Annotated in this window: 19 protein-coding genes and 1 tRNA gene; 16 read left to right on the top strand and 4 right to left on the bottom strand. The window is 33.5% G+C overall.

Annotated features, from left to right (window positions below):
- Positions 1 to 2 precede the first annotated feature (2 nt).
- The 5 genes from trpD to trpA are packed head-to-tail and all read left to right on the top strand — an operon-like array spanning position 3 to position 4,356.
- Positions 3 to 995: an anthranilate phosphoribosyltransferase gene (gene trpD, locus Q0050_RS10850; RefSeq protein WP_298395444.1), complete on the top strand. Its 993-nt coding sequence runs from the start codon at positions 3 to 5 to the stop codon at positions 993 to 995.
- Positions 992 to 1,780 (top strand): indole-3-glycerol-phosphate synthase, encoded by a 789-nt coding sequence (locus Q0050_RS10845; protein ID WP_298395441.1) that lies wholly within the window; start codon positions 992 to 994, stop codon positions 1,778 to 1,780. The genes trpD and Q0050_RS10845 overlap by 4 nt, the downstream gene beginning before the upstream one ends.
- Positions 1,777 to 2,403 carry a phosphoribosylanthranilate isomerase gene (locus Q0050_RS10840; RefSeq protein ID WP_298395438.1) on the top strand — a complete coding sequence of 209 codons (627 nt, stop codon included), beginning with the start codon at positions 1,777 to 1,779 and terminating at the stop codon, positions 2,401 to 2,403. Before Q0050_RS10845 ends, Q0050_RS10840 begins: the two co-directional genes overlap by 4 nt.
- A complete protein-coding gene (gene trpB, locus Q0050_RS10835; protein ID WP_298395435.1) occupies positions 2,400 to 3,593 on the top strand; it encodes a tryptophan synthase subunit beta in 1,194 nt (397 codons plus the stop codon). Before Q0050_RS10840 ends, trpB begins: the two co-directional genes overlap by 4 nt.
- Entirely contained in the window at positions 3,583 to 4,356 is a 774-nt protein-coding gene (gene trpA / locus Q0050_RS10830; RefSeq protein WP_298395432.1) for a tryptophan synthase subunit alpha, read from the top strand. Before trpB ends, trpA begins: the two co-directional genes overlap by 11 nt.
- Positions 4,357 to 4,573: 217 nt before the next feature.
- Here the strand turns inward: trpA and Q0050_RS10825 are convergent, their stop codons facing one another.
- On the bottom strand, positions 4,574 to 4,903 hold the full coding sequence (locus Q0050_RS10825) for a hypothetical protein (protein WP_298395430.1): 330 nt from the start codon (positions 4,901 to 4,903) through the stop codon (positions 4,574 to 4,576).
- Positions 4,904 to 5,495: 592 nt separating this feature from the next.
- On the opposite strand from Q0050_RS10825, the gene Q0050_RS10820 reads away from it, so the two are divergent.
- Together Q0050_RS10820 and Q0050_RS10815 are read left to right on the top strand one after the other, a co-directional pair.
- Positions 5,496 to 6,482, top strand: a complete 987-nt coding sequence (locus tag Q0050_RS10820) for a hypothetical protein (protein ID WP_298395428.1) — start codon at positions 5,496 to 5,498, stop codon at positions 6,480 to 6,482.
- 56 nt (positions 6,483 to 6,538) lie between these two features.
- Entirely contained in the window at positions 6,539 to 7,486 is a 948-nt protein-coding gene (locus Q0050_RS10815) for a PHB depolymerase family esterase (protein ID WP_298395427.1), read from the top strand.
- 61 nt (positions 7,487 to 7,547) lie between these two features.
- Here the strand turns inward: Q0050_RS10815 and Q0050_RS10810 are convergent.
- The 3 genes from Q0050_RS10810 to Q0050_RS10800 all read right to left on the bottom strand — a co-directional run bounded on the left by Q0050_RS10810 (position 7,548) and on the right by Q0050_RS10800 (position 11,085).
- A tRNA-Asn gene (locus tag Q0050_RS10810) sits at positions 7,548 to 7,621 on the bottom strand.
- Positions 7,622 to 7,739: 118 nt separating this feature from the next.
- Complete coding sequence (gene rseP, locus Q0050_RS10805; protein WP_298395426.1) at positions 7,740 to 9,086, bottom strand: RIP metalloprotease RseP; 1,347 nt, start codon at positions 9,084 to 9,086, stop codon at positions 7,740 to 7,742.
- A gap of 79 nt (positions 9,087 to 9,165) precedes the next feature.
- Positions 9,166 to 11,085 carry a M1 family aminopeptidase gene (locus Q0050_RS10800; protein WP_298395423.1) on the bottom strand — a complete coding sequence of 640 codons (1,920 nt, stop codon included), beginning with the start codon at positions 11,083 to 11,085 and terminating at the stop codon, positions 9,166 to 9,168.
- A 177-nt stretch (positions 11,086 to 11,262) separates the two neighbouring features.
- Here Q0050_RS10800 and serS point away from each other — a divergent pair, with 177 nt between their 5' ends.
- From serS to Q0050_RS10755, 9 genes are all read left to right on the top strand, one after another.
- Entirely contained in the window at positions 11,263 to 12,534 is a 1,272-nt protein-coding gene (serS, locus tag Q0050_RS10795; protein ID WP_298395420.1) for a serine--tRNA ligase, read from the top strand.
- Positions 12,535 to 12,612: 78 nt separating this feature from the next.
- Positions 12,613 to 14,385, top strand: a complete 1,773-nt coding sequence (locus Q0050_RS10790) for a tetratricopeptide repeat protein (protein ID WP_298395417.1) — start codon at positions 12,613 to 12,615, stop codon at positions 14,383 to 14,385.
- Positions 14,386 to 14,520: 135 nt separating this feature from the next.
- Positions 14,521 to 14,844, top strand: a complete 324-nt coding sequence (locus tag Q0050_RS10785; RefSeq protein ID WP_298395415.1) for a DUF4286 family protein — start codon at positions 14,521 to 14,523, stop codon at positions 14,842 to 14,844.
- 11 nt (positions 14,845 to 14,855) lie between these two features.
- Complete coding sequence (locus Q0050_RS10780; RefSeq protein ID WP_298395412.1) at positions 14,856 to 15,071, top strand: hypothetical protein; 216 nt, start codon at positions 14,856 to 14,858, stop codon at positions 15,069 to 15,071.
- Complete coding sequence (locus Q0050_RS10775; RefSeq protein ID WP_298395409.1) at positions 15,046 to 15,519, top strand: nucleotidyl transferase AbiEii/AbiGii toxin family protein; 474 nt, start codon at positions 15,046 to 15,048, stop codon at positions 15,517 to 15,519. Before Q0050_RS10780 ends, Q0050_RS10775 begins: the two co-directional genes overlap by 26 nt.
- Before the next feature lie 68 nt (positions 15,520 to 15,587).
- Positions 15,588 to 16,367: a 16S rRNA (adenine(1518)-N(6)/adenine(1519)-N(6))-dimethyltransferase RsmA gene (gene rsmA, locus Q0050_RS10770; RefSeq protein WP_298395405.1), complete on the top strand. Its 780-nt coding sequence runs from the start codon at positions 15,588 to 15,590 to the stop codon at positions 16,365 to 16,367.
- On the top strand, positions 16,357 to 17,709 hold the full coding sequence (mgtE, locus tag Q0050_RS10765) for a magnesium transporter (RefSeq protein WP_298395402.1): 1,353 nt from the start codon (positions 16,357 to 16,359) through the stop codon (positions 17,707 to 17,709). Before rsmA ends, mgtE begins: the two co-directional genes overlap by 11 nt.
- A gap of 224 nt (positions 17,710 to 17,933) precedes the next feature.
- Positions 17,934 to 18,902, top strand: a complete 969-nt coding sequence (locus Q0050_RS10760; protein WP_298395400.1) for a 2-hydroxyacid dehydrogenase — start codon at positions 17,934 to 17,936, stop codon at positions 18,900 to 18,902.
- Positions 18,903 to 18,963: 61 nt separating this feature from the next.
- Positions 18,964 to 19,302, top strand: coding sequence for a TM2 domain-containing protein (locus Q0050_RS10755; protein ID WP_298395397.1), 339 nt, complete (start codon positions 18,964 to 18,966; stop codon positions 19,300 to 19,302).
- The last annotated feature ends 2 nt before the right edge of the window (positions 19,303 to 19,304 follow it).

Genomic DNA, 19,304 nt, shown 5'->3' with positions numbered 1-19,304 from the left:
CTATGAAAAATATATTAGATTATTTATACGCACACAAGACCTTTTCTAAAGAAGAAGCCAAAGAGGTTTTAGAAAATATAGCTTTAGGAAAATATAATTCGGCACAAATTGCTTCTTTTTTGACCGTTTTTATAATGCGAAATATCACTCTTGACGAATTAATTGGTTTTAGAGAAGCTTTACTTTCATTATGTCACAAGGTAGATTTATCAGCTTACAATCCGATGGATGTTTGTGGCACTGGTGGCGATGGAAAAAATACGTTTAACATTTCAACCTTAACTTCTTTTGTTGTTGCTGGAGCTGGAATTCCGGTTGCTAAACACGGAAATTATGGTGTGTCATCGGTTTCAGGTTCGTCTAATGTTTTAGAAAGTTTGGGTGTTGTATTTCCCACTGATAATACGGTTATTGAAACGCAAATTAAAGAAGCCAACATCACTTTTTTACACGCGCCATTATTTCATCCAGCAATGAAAACGGTTGGACCAATCCGAAAGGAACTCGGCGTTAAAACCTTTTTTAATATGTTGGGTCCATTAGTAAATCCTGCTGAACCGAAAGTGCAAATGAGTGGTGTTTTTAGTTTAGAATTGGCTCGAATGTATCATTACATTTTACAAAATAATAATTCTAATTACAGTATTATTTATGGTTTGGATGGTTTTGATGAAATCACTTTGACGGATAGTGTCAAAATTATTCAAAACAATGGCGAGCAAATTTTAGATGCTTCAGATTTAGACTTGCCAAAAGTAACTTACAATGAATTATTTGGTGGAAACACCGTTGCCGAAGCTACCGAAATTTTTACAACCATTATCAACGGAAAAGGTACGGCTTCGCAAAACAATGTGGTGTTGTCTAATGCCGCTTTAGCTATTCAAACTTACCGTCAAAATTTAAATTTTCAAGAAGCGTTTGAACTGGCCAAAGCATCTTTATTTGAACAAAAAGCCAAACAATCATTAACTATTTTAACTTCTATTCGATGACCATTTTAGATACTATAAAAGCACAAAAATTAAAGGAAGTTGCGGTTTTAAAATCGGCAATTTCTGTAGCTGAATTAGAAAAGTTTCCCTTGTTCCAATCAGCAACACATTCTTTAAAAAAAGCCATTACCAGTTCGGTTACAGGCGGTATTATATCAGAATTCAAAAGAAAATCACCTGCCAAAGGGAATATTAATTTAGATGCCGATGTGGTTCAAGTTACCCAAGGATATGCGGAAGCTTTAGTATCGGGTTTGTCGGTTTTAAGCGATGTCGAGTTCTTTGGAGCAAGACCAAATGATTTTGAATTGGCCCGACAAAACAATACTATTCCGATGTTGCGAAAAGATTTTATTGTCGATGAATACCAGTTGTTTCAATCTAAAGCAATGGGTGCTGATGTTATTTTGTTGATTGCTAAAATATTGACTAAAAAACAGTTGCAATCTTATACGCAATTAGCACACGAACTCGGATTAGAAGTATTTCTAGAAACTCAAAATGAGACTGAAATTTTAGACAATCTTGATTTGAATTTTGATTTGATTGGAATCAACAACCGCAATTTAAATTCGTTTGAAGTTTCGGTTGAGAACAGTATTAAATTGGCGCAATTACTTCCGGAATCTCGTGTGAAAATTGCTGAAAGCGGTATTCATTCCCTTGAAGTAGTGCAACTTTTGAAAAATAACGGATTTGATGGTTTTTTGATAGGAGAGTACTTTATGAAAGAAGCGCAACCCGCTTTGAAATGTTATGAACTAATTCAAAAGTTAAAAGGATGAAGATAAAGATTTGTGGAATGAAATTTCCAAAAAACATCAGTGACGTTGGCGCTTTGCAGCCTGATTTTATGGGATTTATTTTTTATCCAAAATCCAAACGTTTTGTAGGAGAAAATTTTCCTCTTAAGTCATTAGCGAAACTTCCAGAGAAGGTGCAAAAAGTAGCTGTTTTTGTTAATGAAAGTCCCGAAACTGTTGTAGAAGTTGCGAAACAATATGCTTTTGATTTTGTGCAATTACACGGAACAGAATCGGTTGAAACGTGTGCTGTTATTAAGGAAAAAGGAATTAAAATTATCAAAGCATTTTCAGTAGATAATTTTTTCAACTTTGAAGACACGACTGCCTTTGAATCGGTTTGTGATTACTTTTTATTTGATACAAAAACTGATACTTATGGCGGAAGTGGCAGAGCATTTGACTGGCAGATTTTAGAACAGTACACCCTTTCAAAACCGTTTTTTTTAAGTGGAGGATTGAGTTTTGAAAGTTTAGGAGCTATTCAAAAATTAAATTTCCCAATGTTACAAGGATTGGATTTTAATAGCAAACTAGAGGATACCAATTACAAGAAAATTACAGAAGAAGTAGACGAATTAATTTACAAAATAAGAACACAATGAAAACGAAATTACAACCCGATGCTAACGGATTTTATGGTGAATTTGGCGGAGCTTTTGTGCCCGAAATGTTGTATCCAAATGTGTTAGAGCTTCAAGAAAATTATTTAAAAATCATACAAGAAGAAGATTTTCAAGCAGCATTTAAATTATTGCTCAAAGATTATGTGGGTCGACCAACACCTTTGTATTTTTCAAAAAACTTATCTGAGGAATTTGGTGCTCAAATTTATTTGAAACGAGAAGATTTGAATCATACAGGTGCGCACAAAATCAACAACGCTATTGGACAGGTTTTGTTAGCCAAACGTCTTAATAAAAAGCGAATTATTGCTGAGACTGGTGCAGGTCAACACGGTGTTGCTACCGCTACTGCTTGCGCTTTATTGAATATGGATTGCACGATTTATATGGGAGAAGTGGATATTGAACGTCAAAAACCCAATGTAGACCGTATGCGATTGTTAGGAGCTAAAATACAACCAGCAACCAGCGGAAGTAAAACTTTGAAAGACGCTACAAACGAAGCTATCAGAGCTTGGATTAACGATCCGGTTGGTACGCATTATATCATTGGTTCGGTTGTTGGTCCGCATCCTTATCCTGATTTAGTGGCACAATTTCAATCGGTTATCAGTGAAGAAATCAAAATTCAGTTGAAGGAAAAAACAGGTAATGAAAATCCCGATTATGTTTTGGCATGTCTTGGTGGTGGCAGTAATGCGATTGGTGCGTTTTATCATTTTATTGACAATGGTATAACTCAATTAATTGCTATTGAAGCTGGCGGTGAAGGAGTAAATTCAGGTAAAACTGCGGCAACGATTGCTTTGGGTAAAAAAGGAATCATTCACGGAAGTAAAACTTATTTAATTCAAACGGATGATGGACAAATCGTTGAGCCACATTCGGTTTCGGCAGGATTGGATTATCCTGGAATCGGACCGATTCATTCTTATTTGCACGACACTAAAAAAGCAGAAGTTGTTAGTATTACCGATGAAGAAGCTATCAAGGCAGCGTTTGATTTGTCTGTAAAGGAAGGTATCATTCCGGCCTTAGAATCGGCTCACGCCTTAGCTTATTTACCAAAGATGAAGTTCAAATCGGATGATGTAGTGGTTATTAATTTATCGGGAAGAGGCGATAAAGATTTAGAAACATTGAAAAAATTTATGCAAGATGAGCAATAGAATTCACCAATTATTTGAAAGCAAGAAAGAAACTATTTTATCTATTTATTTTACGGCTGGATATCCTAGTTTGAATGATACACTAACCATAATAAAAAATTTAGCGGAAAGTGATGTTGACATGATTGAGATTGGTTTTCCATATTCTGATCCTTTGGCAGATGGACCTGTTATTCAGGAAAGCAGTGCAAAAGCTATAGAAAACGGAATGACCTTGCATCTTTTGTTTGAACAGTTACAATCGTTGCGTTCAATAACGCAAATTCCGATAATATTAATGGGTTATTTGAATCCTGTATTGCAGTTTGGAGAAAAAGCTTTTATTCAAAAGTGTAATGAACTGGGTGTTGACGGAATTATTATTCCTGATATGCCTTTGAATTACTATCAAACCCATTTGAAGGCTATTTGCGAAGAAAACAACGTTTCCAATCTATTGTTGATTACTCCAGAAACTTCGCAGCAAAGAATTAAAGAAATAGATGAAAACAGCAACGGATTTATTTATTTAGTTTCTTCTAATAGTATTACTGGAAGTACTGATGCGAACACTTTTCAAACCAATTATTTTGAACGCATCAAGAGTATGAAATTAAACAATCCACAACTAATAGGTTTTGGGATTCACGATAAAAGTTCTTTTGATGAAGTATGCAAGTACAGTTCAGGCGCTATAATTGGAAGTGCCTTTATAAAGCATTTAGAAGCGAAAGGAACAACAAAAGATTCTATTCAAACATTTATAGACGGAATAAGAGGATAAATATCATTTAAAACGGAAAAAAGGCATACTTAAGGTGTGCCTTTTTTTGTTTACTACAATAGTTTTTATGAAAGGTATTTTAATTTGAACTTCCTAAAAACAAAAATCCAGTTTGATTAAATCAACTGGATTTTTAAAAATCTTCTTTTATTGGTGAAAGTTCCCTATTTGATCTTCTGATTGCACTTGTTTTATCAGAAAATTAATGGTTTGCTTTTTAGTTTTGTTTTATTGAACTTAACTTAATGACTATTTCGTTATCTGAATCTTTAAGTACGATATAAGGTTTCACACCTGTTGCTTTAATGTCGTTTCCTTTCATTGCGAAGGTCTCTTGTTTTAAATTTACAATATAAATTTCTGTAGTAACGGGTAGCGAATAAGATTTAACTTGACCCGAAGTTAGGTCGCTCACTCTAGTTTGTGTTTTTCCGTCTGGTGTGTAGATAATAAGTGAGAGATGATAAACCTCTTTACTATCGTTTGAAAAATTAATACTAACATTTTCCTGCCCGTAAATAAAGGAAGTGATTAAAAACGCAAACAATGTTATAGCTTTTTACATAGTTAGAATTTTATTTGATTATTTCACGACCTAAAATTAGCAAAAAAAAATCCAGTCTAACTAAATAAACTGGATTTTTAAAAAAGCTCCTCCTATTGGAGAAAGTTACAATTTTGATGCGATGGTAATTTATTTAATAATCAGAAAAACAAAGAGTTAACAAATAATTCTTTGTCGCAGTTATCATCTTCATACTTCTTCGGAGAAAATCACTTTAAAATCTTAAAAACCTATTCATATGAATGAACTACTACTAATTAAAGAGTTTTTATTGTATAATATCAATAAGGTATAATTATGTATAGATACAGGATTTTATATTTAAGTTATGGAGATTGAACTTAAAATAGTATAATAATACAATTTTTGTATTTTAAACATTATTAATTAAAATAGCTATATTTGAAATAATATATGACGACAGCAATACCTATCTACCCAAAACGAGTTTGTTTTGTACGACTTTGTCATACATATAAACGAGTCCTGTACTTTTTTAAAAAAGCGTGTCAAGATTAAACCTTTCAATGAAAATAATATCTAACAAGGTATAACTATAATAATTAAATAAAATATGATTAGAATATTTTTGTTATTTGTCGTGATTTTTACCCTTGGTTGTAACAAAGATGACGACAATCCAAATCCTTCAAATCCTAATGTTATTCCATACCAAGAAGGTTTGACAACAAATTATATAACAATTAACAACATTACCAGAAAATATTTAGTTTATAGACCAACAGGAATGACAACTGTAAATGCAGTTGTAACAGTTTTGCACGGTGGCGGTGGACTTGGTATTGGAGTTTCAGAATTAGGTGCTCATCCATTATCCGTTTTTCGGACAATTGCAGACAATGAAAAGTTTTTAGTAATCTATCCAGAAGGTTCACTCGACATTCAAGGAAATCCGGGATGGAATGATTGTAGAAGTGATGATATATCAGGAAGTCAAGGTGACGACATTTTCTTTTTGAAACAGTTAAATTCAAAATTAATTTCAGAGTTAAATATTAATTCAAACAAAATGTTTTTAACAGGGACAAGTAATGGCGCATTAATGACCTATTCTTATGCTTTTCAATTTCCTGAAACTATTAAAGCGATAGCAGTTTCAAGTGGAAATTTACCACAGTTTCCTGAAAGCGGACTTTGTACAAATGGCTCTAATCTACCTTTGCCAATCTTGATAACTCATGGAACAAGCGACCCTGCAATGCCGGCAAATGGTGGTTGTGTTGCAGATATTGGTGGCAATTGTAATCGTGGAAAAGTAATATCTCAAACTGCAACCTTAAATTATTGGTTACAAAGAAACGGTTTACAAAATATTAATCCAACCATATCAACTTTTAATGTGAACACAACAGATGCAGGAAACGTAGAAAAAAGAATTTATGCTGGTGCAAAACCATTGATTTATTTTGTTCTAAATAACGCTGGACACGCTGTGCCAAGTAAGACAGTTTATACCAATTCTTCACCTGCAAGTGGAGTTCAAAATAGAGATATAGAATATGCAGAAGAAGTTTGGAACTTTTTTAAAGGACTTCAATAGTGGCAATTAAACCAAACGACACATAAAATGGCTAAACGAAATAAATTAAAATAAAAATGAGACAAATAGTTTTACTTATGTCAATTCTGATTACACTTATTTCGTGTAACAAAGATGACAATCCAACAACAACTGCCGACAAACCAAGTGAACAAAAAACAATCAATTTGACAGTTGATGGAAATGCAAGAAGTTTTATAGTATATCTTCCAACAGGTTACAACAACGCAGGAAAAATGCCTTTAATTTTCGCAATTCACGGCGGAAGCGGAACACCTGAAGGAATGATTAACATTGCCAATTTCAAACCTATTTCAGATAGAGAAAAAGTAGTGTTAATTTATCCTGCCGGAATACAGAATAATTGGAATGATGGGCGACCAACTACTCCAAATCAACTGGGAATTAATGATGTTAGTTTTTTCAATCAAATGTGTGATTATGCAATTGCAAATTTATCTGTTGATGGCACAAAAATATATGCAACTGGAATCTCAAATGGTGGATTTATGTCTTCGCGATTGGGTTGTGAATTAAGTAATAGAATTGCGGCAATTGCTGTAGATGCTGCGACAATAGAAGCTACAACAATTGCTTCAAGTTGTAATCCCGGCAGACCAGTCCCTGCAATTTATATTCACGGAACTACCGACCCTCTTGTTCCTTTTACAGGCGGACAAATGACGGCTGGTGGAACTGCAGGAGGAACGGTTTTATCGCATTTTCAAGCAGTTGATAAATGGATAACTATTAATGGTTGTACCAGCACTCCTGTAATAATAGATTTACCTGATATTGCAAACGATGGCACAACAATAAAACAAAGAGTATATTCAAATTCTACTAACGGAAGCGAGGTAGTAAGTTATGTTATAACAAATGGTGGACATACTTGGCCACAAGGTTATCAGTATCTAAATGAATTAATTATTGGCAAGACGAGTCAGGATATGAATGCTTGTGAAGTAATTTGGTCTTTTTTCAAAAGATTTAAAAGACTATAAGAAATTAAGCTTTGATTTATTCCATAAAAAAAGAGGTCTATTAAGACCTCTTTTTCATTTGCTCCCCCTCTTGGGCTCGAACCAAGGACCCTCTGATTAACAGTCAGATGCTCTAACCAACTGAGCTAAGGAGGAAACTGTATGTTTTAATATTGTAAGAACTTTTTCGTTTCTAAAACAGATTGTTTATCTGTTAAGCGGTTGCAAATATAGGGTGTTTTTTATTTTTTGCAAATTATTTTGCGTTTTTTTTTTAATGATTTGTGAAAAATTTATCCATTACTAATTGGTAGATATCTTTTCCGAAAGTTAAAGCCATTAAAGTCAGCAAGATAATCATTCCGGCTGTTTGAACGTACCCCATGTTTTTTTCGCTTAATTTTTTTCCAGTTATCATTTCTGCGATAGTAAAAAGCGCATGACCACCATCTAAACCAGGAATAGGTAGCAAATTCATGAAGGCTAATCCGATTGAAAAAAGCGCCGTAAAGCTCCAAATAAATTCCCAGTTCCATTCATCAGGTAGCATTCTTGCAATTCCGATTGGACTTTTCACTTGCTTGTAAGCTTGTGTTTTTGGTTTTAAAATTAGTTTGAATTGTTTTACGTTGTACACTAATAATTGCCATGATTCTTTCACAGCTTGAGGTAAAGCCTGTGCGAATGATAATTTGTTAACTACTTCAAACTTTTCTTTATCATTAGCTAAGCTTAGTGATGGTCTAAAACCTAATTTACCGTCTTTGTCTAATTTTGCTTTTAAATTAACAGGTGTATTATTTCTTAAAACAACCAGTGAAATTGAGTCATTTGCTTTGTTTGCAATCAAGTTAGTGAATTCGTCATAGTATTTAATTGTAGTACCATTAACTGCTGTAATTTGATCGTTTATTTTTAGTCCGGCATAAAAAGCTCCAGATTTTGGTAGGATAGAATCTATTTTGAATCCTTCAATTCTTGGCATCATAAAGTTTTTGCCTTCCGTACCAAGAATCTTTGCTTTACTTTCGTCGGTTAATGCTATCTCTTTTTGTTGGCCATTTCTTTCCACGATAAGTTTATCACTTAATAGCACATCAATAATTAATCTGTTGAATTTATTTTGAACCGGTTCACCATCTACAGAGATTATTTTATCACCGTTTTGAAATCCAACTTCTTTTCCGATAGGAGTGAAGCTTAATCCGTTTTTTTGGATGGTTTCGGTAGCAATGTATTTTTGTCCTACCGTTGAAAACATTATAGTGTAAATTGTAATGGCTAAAATTATATTTACGATAATTCCGCCTAACATTATGATTAAACGTTGCCAAGCTGGTTTTGAACGAAATTCCCAAGGCTGAGGTTCTTGTTTCATTTGTTCGGTATCCATACTTTCATCAATCATTCCAGAAAGTTTTACATATCCGCCTATAGGCAACCAACCGATTCCCCATTCTGTTTCTCCAATTTTTTTCTTTATTATTGAAAAGCCGGCGTCCATAAAAAGATAGAATTTTTCCACTCTAACTTTAAAAATCTTTGCCGCAATGTAGTGTCCGAATTCGTGAAGTATTACTAATACTGATAAAATAAAAATAATTTGTGCAACTTGTATCATTATTCTTGTGAATCTATGTTTCTAAAAAAAGCAAAAGTAAGGTTTTCGCCTTACTTTTTACTAATTATGTTCTTTTAGTCTAATTTTTTATAATTTTTTTATGAAATGTACCTTCTGAGGTTTGGATTTGGATAAAATATATTCCTTCAGATAATTGGTTTACAGGGAATTCAGTTGTATTATTTTCGGAGGTTACTTGACCAAGACTATTCAGAATAGTTACTTTTTGTAAAGTGATTGTATCTGGTAGTTGAATGTTTATTTTATCAGTAACTGGATTCGGATAGATGACAATAGCTTTTTCTAAACTAAAGTTTTCATTGCCTAGTGTTACTGAATTGTTTTTAGAGATAATATCTTTTTCAGGGTCAAAAATCACATTGGTAATAGCAAATGGAACTGAAATTATAAACTCTTGATTGTTATTAGTGTTTTCTAAAACCGTATCAAATGTTTGCCCGTTTGTGCCTACCAATCTAACTGGAATTGGCATTTCGAAAAATGAAACCGAACTGTGTGATTGTGTTTGAGATACATTGATTTTGGCTTGACCAGAACCCCAATTTTGCGCCGTAATAGTATACGTTGGATAACCTTGGCCGAAAACCCAATCATTGAAGAATTCTGTTAAGCTGCTTCCGTAAACTGCTTCCAAATGGGATTTTAAATCACTTGTAACGGCATATTTAAAGGCTAAATTCGTATCGGCTAGATAATTTCTTAAAGCTTGGAAGAACATGGTATCACCCATTTTTAGTCTTAACATATTCAGCACCATTGCACCTTTATTGTAAGATAGTCTGGAACTAAAAATACGCCCGACATTTGATGCCTCAGTATCGGTCAAGTAAACGGCGCCTCCAAGTTGCGATGTGATATTGTTAATCATAGCAGTTTTATCGGCGATAAATGCATTATTGCCGTCAAAGTTTTCAATTACTAAAGAAGCTAGATAAGTGGCAAAACCTTCATTAAGCCAAATATCTTTCCATGTTCCGCAGGTTATTTTATCTCCAAACCATTGGTGTGCTAGTTCGTGAGCAATTAAACCTCTGCTAAAGTTATTCATAAAGGAAACAGTAGTATGTTCCATTCCGCCACCCCAACCAAACTGCGCGTGTCCGTATTTTTCATTGTGAAAAGGATATAATTCAAAAGTAGTATTGAAAAAATCCATAATCAAAGGTGTTTGATTCAATTGCGTTTGAACTGCTGGAGTAAAGTTTTCGGGATAAATATAGTTCACAATTGGAAACGTGTTTGGCCCTGTTCCTGAGGTTTGGGTGTAAACCGTATAGTTAGTTGCTGCAATACAAATTAAATAAGCAGGAATAGGATAGTTGTGTTGAAAATGGGTGGTTTTATTAGTTCCATTAACTGTTTGAGATTGTTCTACGCCGTTCGCTACTGCAATATATTGCGAAGGTGCGGTTATAAAAACATCAATCGAGTTTATTTTATCATTTAAATCTTGTTTGCATGGCCACCAATCTCTAGCTCCAAATGGTTCAGATAAGGTCCAAAGTACCGGAGTACCATTGTGAGTTGTGGCTGCAAATGATCCGAATCCGCCACTTGGTGGTGCTCCAGAATATTGAATTTCAATCGTTGCTGAAGTTCCAACAGCTTGCGTATTAGGAAGCGTAAATACTAATTCGTCAGCCGTGTTTTGAGTGAAAGTTAAGTTTGTGGTACCAATTTTTACTGAAGTTACCGTCATCTCAGTAGCTAAATCGAAAGTTACAGCATTCATATTAGCAAGTGCTGTATAAGTAGTTGTCACTTTGCCCGTAATGAAATATTCCGCTGGGTCAATAGTAAATTCTAATTTATGATAGGTAACATCATAGTTTAGGGTATTTGGGTTTATGGCAACAGCCATTAAATTGGATGCCGATTTCATTTCAGCATTTACAATTTCGTTTAATTCTTCTTGTTCTTTTTGCGCAAATGAAAAGAAAACGGAAAGAAGTGCTAGTAATAAGTAGGATTTTCTCATCTCAAACAATTAATTTTTGCGAATATACTATTTTTTTGGTTTTACAATTCCTAAAGTTTTGTCAAATAGTAGATAAATTATTAATAATGAATGCTTTGATGTCTTATAGAAACTTTTTATAATATTCTATTAATAGAAAGCAATTGCTTAAATTTGCCATCTTATAAAATTTTAGTCATGTTACAGATAGCCTTTATTAGAGAAAATCAAGAGAAAGTTATTACAGCTTTAGCCAAAAAACACATGGACGCTAAGTCTATTGTAGAGGAAATTATTCAAACAGACGAATTGAGAAGAAGTACTCAAGCCGACTTAGAAAACACTCTTGCAGAATCCAATAAATTGTCTAAAGATATTGGTGAGATGATGAAGAATGGTGAAAAGTCTAAATCGGATATTTTAAAGCAAAAAACCGTTCAATTGCGTGAACTTGGTAAAGAATTATCTGAAAAAGTAGATACTTTGGCTAACGAAATTACACATAAATTATATTTATTACCCAATCTTCCTGCAGATCTTGTACCAGAAGGAAAAACTCCTGAAGAAAACCTAAACGTTTTTGAAGAAGGCGAAGTTCCAAAATTGCATGAAGGTGCTTTGCCTCATTGGGAATTGGTAAAAAAATATGACATTATTGATTTCGAATTAGGAAACAAAATCACGGGTGCTGGATTTCCTGTTTATAAAGGAAAAGGGGCTAAATTGCAACGTGCCTTAATCACCTATTTTCTTGATAAAAATACCGATGCAGGTTATTTAGAGTATCAAGTTCCACATTTAGTAAATGAAGCTTCTGCTTATGGAACCGGACAGTTGCCAGACAAAGATGGCCAAATGTATCACGATGCTGCGGATAATTTGTATTTAATTCCAACAGCTGAAGTTCCAGTAACTAATATTTTTAGGGATGTTATTTTATCTGAAAATGAGTTACCAGTTAAATGCACAGGTTACACACCTTGTTTCCGAAGAGAAGCAGGTTCTTATGGCGCTCACGTTCGTGGATTAAATCGCTTGCATCAATTTGATAAAGTTGAAATCGTTCGCGTTGAACATCCTGATAAATCTTACGAAGCGTTAGATGAAATGGTAGAACACGTAAAAGATATTATGCGTGAGTTGAAATTGCCTTACAGAATTTTACGTTTGTGTGGTGGTGATATGAGTTTTGCTTCAGCATTAACTTATGATTTTGAAGTATTTTCAACCGCTCAAGATCGTTGGTTAGAAATTTCATCGGTATCTAATTTTGAAACTTTTCAAGCCAATCGTTTGAAATTAAGGTTTAAAGATAAAGACGGAAAAAATCAATTAGCACACACTTTAAACGGAAGTTCGCTAGCTTTACCAAGAGTTCTTGCGGGAATTTTAGAAAATTATCAAACACCAGAAGGTATTGTAGTTCCTGAAGTATTACGCAAATACACAGGATTTGACATTATCAACTAAAAGTTAATCTTATATCAATAATGTACTAAATTGGCACAAAATGTGTTACTTTAGTACATTGTTTTTTAAATGCATTTGATGAAAAAATTTTTAACTATAGTATTCTTTGTGGTTTCACTACTTGTTCAAGCTCAAAACGAACAATTGGCACTAAACTACTTTGATAGAGGCGAGTTTGAAAAAGCATTAATTAGCTATGAAGAGTTGTTGAAAGCACAACCCAATAATTTTAATTATTTTCAAAAAGTTGTGGAGTGTTACCAGCAATTACAACAATTTGAAAAAGCAGAGAAAGCTATTCAAGAACGGTTGGATAAGTTTAAGCAAGGTAATTTTCTGGTAGAGTTGGGTTATAATTATCAACTGCAAAAAAATCAAGACAAGGCAACTAAATATTATGATCAAGCTATCGACAGGATTAAGAAAAATCCAAGTGAGGTTTATCAAATAGCCTATGTTTTTGATAGAAAATCTTTAACAGATTATGCTTTATTGGCCTATCAAACGGCAGTTTCCTTAGAGCCAAAATTCAATTTTAATTTTCAAATGGCTTTGCTTTATGGACAAAAAGGTGAAACAGAGAAAATGATTGATATGTTTTTGACTGAATCTTATACTAATCCACAAAATTTGATTGTAGTTCAAAATCAATTGACTCGATTTACAACTGAAGAAACTGATGTTACCTTTAATGAAATCTTAAAAAAAGCTTTATTAGTAAGAATTCAAAAAACACAAGATATTTTTTGGAATGAATTTTTGAGTTGGTTTTATGTGCAGCAGAAAGAATATGGTAAAGCCTTTATTCAAGAAAAAGCAATCTACAAAAGAAATCCAGAGTCTTTTTCTAATATCGTAAATTTAGGCCAATTGGCTATTGAGGAAAATGATAGTGAAGCTGCGCAAGAAATCCTAGGATTTGTGCTTGAAAACACCAAAGATTTAGATTTGCAAATTCAATCGCATTCTTATTTGATGGAAATGAAAATTGCGAAAGCACAAGCTAAAGATTATCCCGTCATAAATTTAGAGTTAGATAACTTGATTAAAGAATTTGGTGTTAGTCCGTTTTCCTTATCGTTATTAAAAATCAAAGCTCATTTCTCGGCTTTCAATTTAAAAGAGGTTGAAACGGCCAAAACCATTTTGAAGAATATTTTAGAAATGCCTTTGAATAGAGATCAAACGGCTGAGGTTAAGATGGAATTAGCAGATATTTTATTGTTTGAAGAGAAATTTAATCAGGCCTTAATTTATTATTCTCAAATCGAAAACGACGCTAACAACAGTCCGATTGGTCAAGAAGCTAGTTTGAAAACTGCTAAAACAAGCTATTACAAAGCCGATTTTAAGTGGGCAGAACATCAACTTAAGATTTTAAAATCAGCTTCATCACAGCTTATAGCTAATGATGCACTGGATTTATTCTTATTAATTTCAGACAATACTGTTGAAGATTCGACTCAAGTAGCTTTAAAGAAATTTGCTCGTGCTGATTTTCTAGTTTATCAAGAAAAAAAACAAGATGCCTTAGCCGCTTTTCAAGCTATTTTGAAAGAAAATAAAGGCGATGCTATTGAACCTGTTACACTTTTAAGAATAGGTAAAATTTATGAAGAATCAGGTGATTTAACGGCAGCTTTAGCCAATTATCAGCTTATATTAGATAACTTTAAGGAGTGTATTTATATTGATGAAGCCTTATTTTATTCAGCTGAAATTTACAATCAGTTGAACGATTCCGAAAAAGCTAAACCCTTATATGAAGAAGTAATAACTAAACACGAAGACAGTATTTTCTATGTGACCTCGCAAAAGAAATATAGGAAACTTAGAGGTGATTCTATTTAGTCAATTTTTGGAACACAGATTTAAGAAATTCGAGAAATTTGAGGAATCATTATTTAACTAAGCTTGTTTATACTGAGTTTTTTGAAGGTAAGTATAAGAAACTAATAAAATAAATTAACAGCAATTAATTATTAAATGATATTATATAACGTAACAGTAAATATTCACGAAAGTGTGCACAACCAATGGTTGAATTGGATGCAGACGAAACATATAAATGAAGTTCTTGCTACAGGAAAATTTTCTTCAGCACGAATGGTTAAAGTTTTGGTTGAAGAAGAAATGGGTGGAACAACTTATGCAGTTCAATATACAACTGATTCAATGGAAACCTTACAACGCTATTACAATGAAGATGCGCCAAGATTAAGAGAAGAAGGAGCAAGACTTTTTGGCGATAAAATGTTAGCATTTAGAACCGAGTTAGAATTGGTTTCAGAGTTTTTTCAGACGAATTAATGTTTTTTCAGATGGAAATAAAATTTCAAACTAAAAAAGAAAGTACTAAACAACAGCATGATGATTTTTTAAAATTATCAAAAGCGGAACGTATTTATGCTTTTTTTCGTTTGATGGAGCGTATGAGTCAATTTCCAATAAAAAATAAAATCGACCGAACCAAGGATAATTTTATTATTGAACTTAAAGCAAAATTAGATAATGAAACTTTGGGAAAAGAATATTGATGAATTTATTGCTACAGCTAACAAACATAATGTAAGAATGTTAATGGTTGGTGGAGGTGCGGTGAACTTTCATGGTTATCAAAGACATTCTGCAGATGTAGATTTTTGGATTGAAACTACAGAAGCAAATTTTAAAAATCTTATCGCAACTTTCAATGAAATGGGTTACGAAATAAATGATTTCCCTGAAAAAGTTAAAAATAGAGAACAAAATATATCCATAAAATTTTCACCATTAGATTTAAATTTAGAATTAATCACTAATTTTTCTGTAAACAAATCTTTTGAAGAAGCTTTTAATGATAGCGAACAAGTGACTATTAATGAAAAAATTTTTCTGAGATGGAATGTGTTGTCTTTTGAAGATTTAATTACTAGCAAAATAAAGGCTAATAGGCCCAAAGATTTATTAGACATCCAGCAACTAAGAGATTTAAAAAACAAATAATTTGCTTTGCGCCTACGTGCCCTTGCGATAAATAACCTTAGCGACTTAGAGCCTTCGTGGCAAACAATATGGAAAAAGTAAAAGCCAAAAAACACCTCGGACAACATTTCTTAAAAGACGAATCTATCGCTAAAGCCATTGCCGATACTTTAAATCTTGAAGGATATACCGATGTTTTAGAAATCGGACCAGGAATGGGTGTTTTAACTAAATATTTATTAGAAAAACCCATTAATACTTATGTAATCGAAATCGACACCGAATCGGTTACTTATTTAGATGAGAATTATCCAAAATTAAAGGATAAAATCATTTCTAAAGACTTTTTGAAATACAATATCAATGAAATTTTCGACGGAAAACAATTTGCTATCATCGGAAACTTTCCTTACAATATTTCAACACAAATTGTTTTTAGAACTTTAGAATTCCGAGATCAAATTCCGGAGTTTGCCGGAATGTTTCAAAAAGAAGTTGCCGAGCGAATTTGCTCTAAAAAAGGAAGTAAAGTTTATGGAATTCTGTCGGTTTTAGCCCAAGCATTTTACGATGTAGAATATCTTTTTACGGTTGATGAGAATGTTTTTATTCCGCCACCAAAAGTAAAATCGGGTGTGATGCGCATGCGTAGAAAAGAAAATTATTCGTTGCCTTGTAGTGAAAAATTATTATTTACGGTTGTAAAAATGGCTTTTCAACAACGACGAAAAACTATGCGCAATAGCTTAAAATCACTAAATTTGTCCGATAATTTACGAGAAGACACTATCTTTGACCTCCGACCAGAGCAATTGTCAGTAGAGCAATTTATTGAACTTACCCAAAAAATAGAAGCCAATGCAGTTTAAAATCAGCAAGGAACTTTTAGTTCAAATAGAGCAATTAATTCATCAAAAGAACGACCAAGAGTTAAGTATTTTGCTGAACGATATGCACCATGCTGATATTGCCGAAATTTTTGACGAATTAGAGTCAGATGAGGCAATTTATATTTTTAAATTATTAGATAGCGAAATCACTGCCGAAATTCTTACCGAGTTAGAAGACGATGTTCGTGAAAAAATCCTCCGCGGACTTTCTGCCAAAGAAATTGCCGAAGAAATTGACGAACTTGATACTGATGACGCTGCCGATATCATTAGTGAACTTCCGCAAAGAAAAAAAGAGCAAGTAATCTCTGAGCTTGAAGACGTTGAACACGCTAAAGATATTGTTGATTTATTGCGTTATGACGAAGATACTGCCGGTGGTTTAATGGGTAAAGAGTTAGTAAAAGTCAATGAAAATTGGAACGTACTAACTTGCGTAAAAGAAATGCGAATTCAAGCCGAGAACGTAACTAGAGTGCACTCCATTTATGTAGTTGATGATGAAAACCGACTCAAAGGACGTTTATCGTTAAAAGATTTATTGGTTACATCAACCAAAACAATGATTAGCGATGTTTATATTAAAAAAGTCGATTCTGTTCGTGTCAACGATTCTAATGTTGAGGTAGCACGAATTATGCAAAAATACGACCTCGAAGCCATTCCGGTAATTGACGAAATGGGACGATTAGTAGGACGCATTACCATCGATGATATTGTTGACGTAATTAAAGATGAAGCCGACAAAGATTACCAATTAGCAGCAGGTATCTCACAAGACGTTGAAGCTGATGATAGCATTATCCAATTGACCAAAGCACGTTTGCCTTGGTTGGTTTTAGCCCTTTTCGGCGGATTTATAAGTGTGACTTTACTTGAAGGTTTTCAAGGTGCGATGCAGTTTCACAAAGAATTATTCTTTTTTACACCATTAATTGCCGCTATGGCAGGAAATGTTGGCGTACAATCTTCGGCTATTATCGTACAAGGTTTGGCCAATCACAGCATTAGCGGAACCATTTTTAATCGATTACTTAAAGAAATTTCGCTAAGTTTATTAAACGGAGTGATTTTAGCAACCTTATTGTTTTTAGGAAGTCATTTTTTATTAGGAGTCGAATCTAAAATCGGAATCATAGTGACCATTGCCTTAGTTTCCGTAATTATTATTGCCTCATTAATTGGTACTTCCATTCCGTTGATTCTTGATAAATTTGGCATTGATCCTGCATTAGCCACTGGTCCGTTTATCACCACAAGTAACGACATCTGTGGAATCCTAATTTACTTTTCAATAGCCAAACTGATTTTAGGGTTTTAAAGCGAATGGCTCAGGATTTATTTGGTTTCCATTTTCCTGCTGCCTTTCCAAAACTTGCCAAAAAAGGCAAGGTTTTTCCTTTGCATCAGGGCTAGTTAGTATATGTCTTTTGTGAAATTATAATTCAAAAGACATTTCGTCTTAATGAAACTTAATATCTAAATGGTTTCAAAAAATAGTTTTATATTTAACCTTCAAAAAATAGTAACTCGAAACCCGAAACCTTGAAACCCGAAACCATTAAAATCCTCCACATCGACAACAATCATCCGTTATTATGGAACCAACTTCAAGAAGCAGGTTTCACTAACGAAGAAGATTTCGTTTCCACCAAAGAAGAAGTCGAAGCCAAAATTCAAAACTATCACGGCATCGTCATTCGCTCGCGATTTAAGATCGATAAAACTTTTCTTGATAAAGCTACCAATTTGCAATTTATTGCCCGAGTTGGCGCTGGATTAGAAAGTATTGATTGTGCCTATGCTATTGAGAAAGGCGTTCACTTAATCGCAGCTCCTGAAGGAAATCGTAATGCTGTTGGCGAACACGCACTTGGAATGCTTTTGTCATTAATGAACAAATTAAACCGAGCTGACAAATTAGTGCGCGACGGAAAATGGATTCGCGAAGGCAATCGTGGTTATGAATTAGAAGGTAAAACCATTGGAATAATTGGCTACGGAAATATGGGAAAATCGTTTGCTAAGAAACTGCGTGGCTTTGATGTAAAGGTACTTTGTTATGATATTCTCGAGAATGTATCCGATGAAAATGCTACACAAGTTTCTTTGCAAGAACTTCAACAGCAAGCCGATGTTTTAAGTTTACACCTTCCGTGGACACCAGAAACTGATAAAATGGTAAATGCTGAATTCATCAATTCGTTTTCTAAACCGTTTTGGTTCCTCAATACTTCAAGAGGAAACAATGTAGTTACAGCCGATTTGGTTGCAGCTTTAGAATCCGGAAAAGTTCTTGGTGCTGGTTTAGATGTGTTGGAATATGAAAAACTATCGTTCGAGAATTTATTTATTGAAAGCGCTAAACCAGCAGCTTTTGAGTATTTATTGCAAGCAGAAAATGTGCTATTAACGCCACACATTGCCGGCTGGACTTTTGAAAGTCACGAAAAGTTAGCCCAAGTAATCGTCGATAAAATCATTAATTTTTATAAAAAAAGTAACATTTTTTAGAACAATTCGTCTAATAATTATATTTTAGTAACCTAATAACAATAACCAATAAAACAAAATTATGGAATCAAGTAAAGTAGACATGTTCATGATGACCAATTCAAAATTTTTCGAAGCACATCATTTAATGGCAGTTAGAGAAAAATTATTAACTCTTGATGATTCAAAATGGGGTATGGTTCAAACAATGCAATTTAAAGATCCAACAACAAGTATCATTGTTTCATTACTTGGTGGTCAATTAGGAATCGATAGATTTATGATTGGCGATACAGGAATGGGAATCGGGAAGTTATTAACTTGTGGTGGATTAGGAATTTGGGCAATTATCGATTGGTTCTTAATCATGGGTGCAACTCGTGAGAAAAACATGGAGACGTTCCAAAATTCATTATACTAATT

The organism is Flavobacterium sp., assembly GCF_027483985.1.
Taxonomy (GTDB): Bacteria; Bacteroidota; Bacteroidia; order Flavobacteriales; family Flavobacteriaceae; genus Flavobacterium.
The sequence above is the reverse complement of the archived record's forward strand: the minus strand, read 5'-3'. Positions and strand labels throughout refer to the sequence as shown.